Origin of the sequence: Brevibacillus invocatus (assembly GCF_003710915.1) — a bacterium.
Classification (GTDB): Bacteria; Bacillota; Bacilli; order Brevibacillales; family Brevibacillaceae; genus Brevibacillus; species Brevibacillus invocatus.
Genome location: NZ_RHHR01000108.1, coordinates 1 through 291, shown reverse-complemented (window position 1 = coordinate 291; position 291 = coordinate 1). Strand labels below are relative to the sequence as shown.

1 pseudogene is annotated in these 291 nt (G+C 43.6%); it reads right to left on the bottom strand.

Features of this window, described 5'->3' with window-relative positions:
• Positions 1 to 291, bottom strand: a pseudogene (locus EDM52_RS25035) (HD-GYP domain-containing protein); the annotation flags it as partial.

Below are 291 nucleotides of genomic sequence, written 5' to 3'. Positions count from 1 at the left end.
ACTTTTACGATTGATACATGACGAGATTCAGCCAAATTGACAATATGACCACCCGTTTCAACCATAGGTCTTGTCGGATGTTTTTTGTCTGTAAAAACAATCTTGCCTATGGTACCGTCGCTTAGTTCCACTAGGGTTCCCACAGCAAACTGCGTGATTCCATCTACGAACGTATGAACAATGGAAGGGTCCAGCTTTCCAAAGCTATCTTGTACCAATTGCTCTACAACCACATACGGGGACTTTGCCTTTTGATACACGCGATCCGAACACATTGCATGATAAACGTCG